1 protein-coding gene is annotated in these 1,233 nt (G+C 61.2%); it reads left to right on the top strand.

The annotated features are described in order from the left end of the window. Window positions 1-1,233: immunoglobulin domain-containing protein (locus P4L78_RS01180; RefSeq protein ID WP_309326410.1), on the top strand; the 1,233-nt coding region annotated here is incomplete at both ends.

Below are 1,233 nucleotides of genomic sequence, written 5' to 3'. Positions count from 1 at the left end.
ATCACGCAGCAACCCACCAACCAGACAGTCATGGGCGGAGGCACGGCGAGCTTCAACGTCACGGCTTCGGGTACGGCGCCCTTGGCTTACCAGTGGCTGAAGAACGGGTTGGAGCTGACTGATGGGGGCGAGCTGTCCGGTTCGGCTGCCACCAACTTGATATTGACTGCGGTCAGCACCAATGACGCAGGAAACTATACCGTCATCATCACCAACGCCTGGGGCAGCGTCACCAGCAGTGTGGCCGCTCTCGCCGTGGTGTTCCCGCCAGTGATCACCAGCCAACCCCAAAGCCTGACGGTAAGCAACGGTAGTCCGGCTGGCTTCGGCGTCACGGTTTCAGGTTCGGCGCCCTTGGGCTGTCAATGGCAGAAGAACGGGGTGAATCTGACCGATGGCAGCGAGCTGTCCGGTTCGGCCACCACCAGTCTGGCCTTCAACCCCGCCACGATCGTCGACACCGGGAACTACACCATCATCGTCACCAACGCGTGGGGCAGTATCACCAGCAGCGTGGCCACCCTTACAGTTTTGTCACCGCCAGTCATTGTGCTGCAACCCGACAACGAGACCATCGTGGGAGGGAGCACGGCAAGTTTCAGCGTCACCGTCTGGGGCACTGCGCCTCTAGGATACCAATGGCAAGAGAACGGGCTGGATCTGACCGACGGCGGCGAACTATCAGGTTCAGCTACCACCAACCTGGTGTTAAGTGCCGCCGCGATGAACGACGCGGGGAGCTATACCATCATCATCACCAACGCGTGGGGCAGCGTCACCAGCAGCATGGCCACCCTCACGGTGGTGTTCCCGCCGGTAATTACCAGCCAGCCCCAAGGCCAGACGGTGACCAACGGTAATCCCGCCGGTTTCAGCGTCGCGGTTTCGGGTACCGCGCCCCTGGGATACCAGTGGCAGAAGAATGGAATAAATCTGACTGATGGCGGCCAAATTTCAGGCTCAGCCACCACCAATCTGGTGTTGGGTGCCGCCACGATAAACGAAGCGGGCAATTACACCATCATCGTCACCAACGCGTGGGGCAGCGTCACCAGCAGCATGGCCACCCTCACGGTGCTGGCGCCACCAGTGATCACGCAGCAACCCACCAACCAGACAGTCATGGGCGGAGGCACGGCGAGCTTCAACGTCACGGCTTCGGGTACGGCGCCCTTGGCTTACCAGTGGCTGAAGAACGGGTTGGAGCTGACTGATGGGGGCGAGCTGTCCGGT

The organism is Silvimonas sp. (assembly GCF_031291215.1).
Lineage (GTDB): Bacteria > Pseudomonadota > Gammaproteobacteria > Burkholderiales > Chitinibacteraceae > Silvimonas > Silvimonas soli.
The sequence above is the reverse complement of the archived record's forward strand: the minus strand, read 5'-3'. Positions and strand labels throughout refer to the sequence as shown.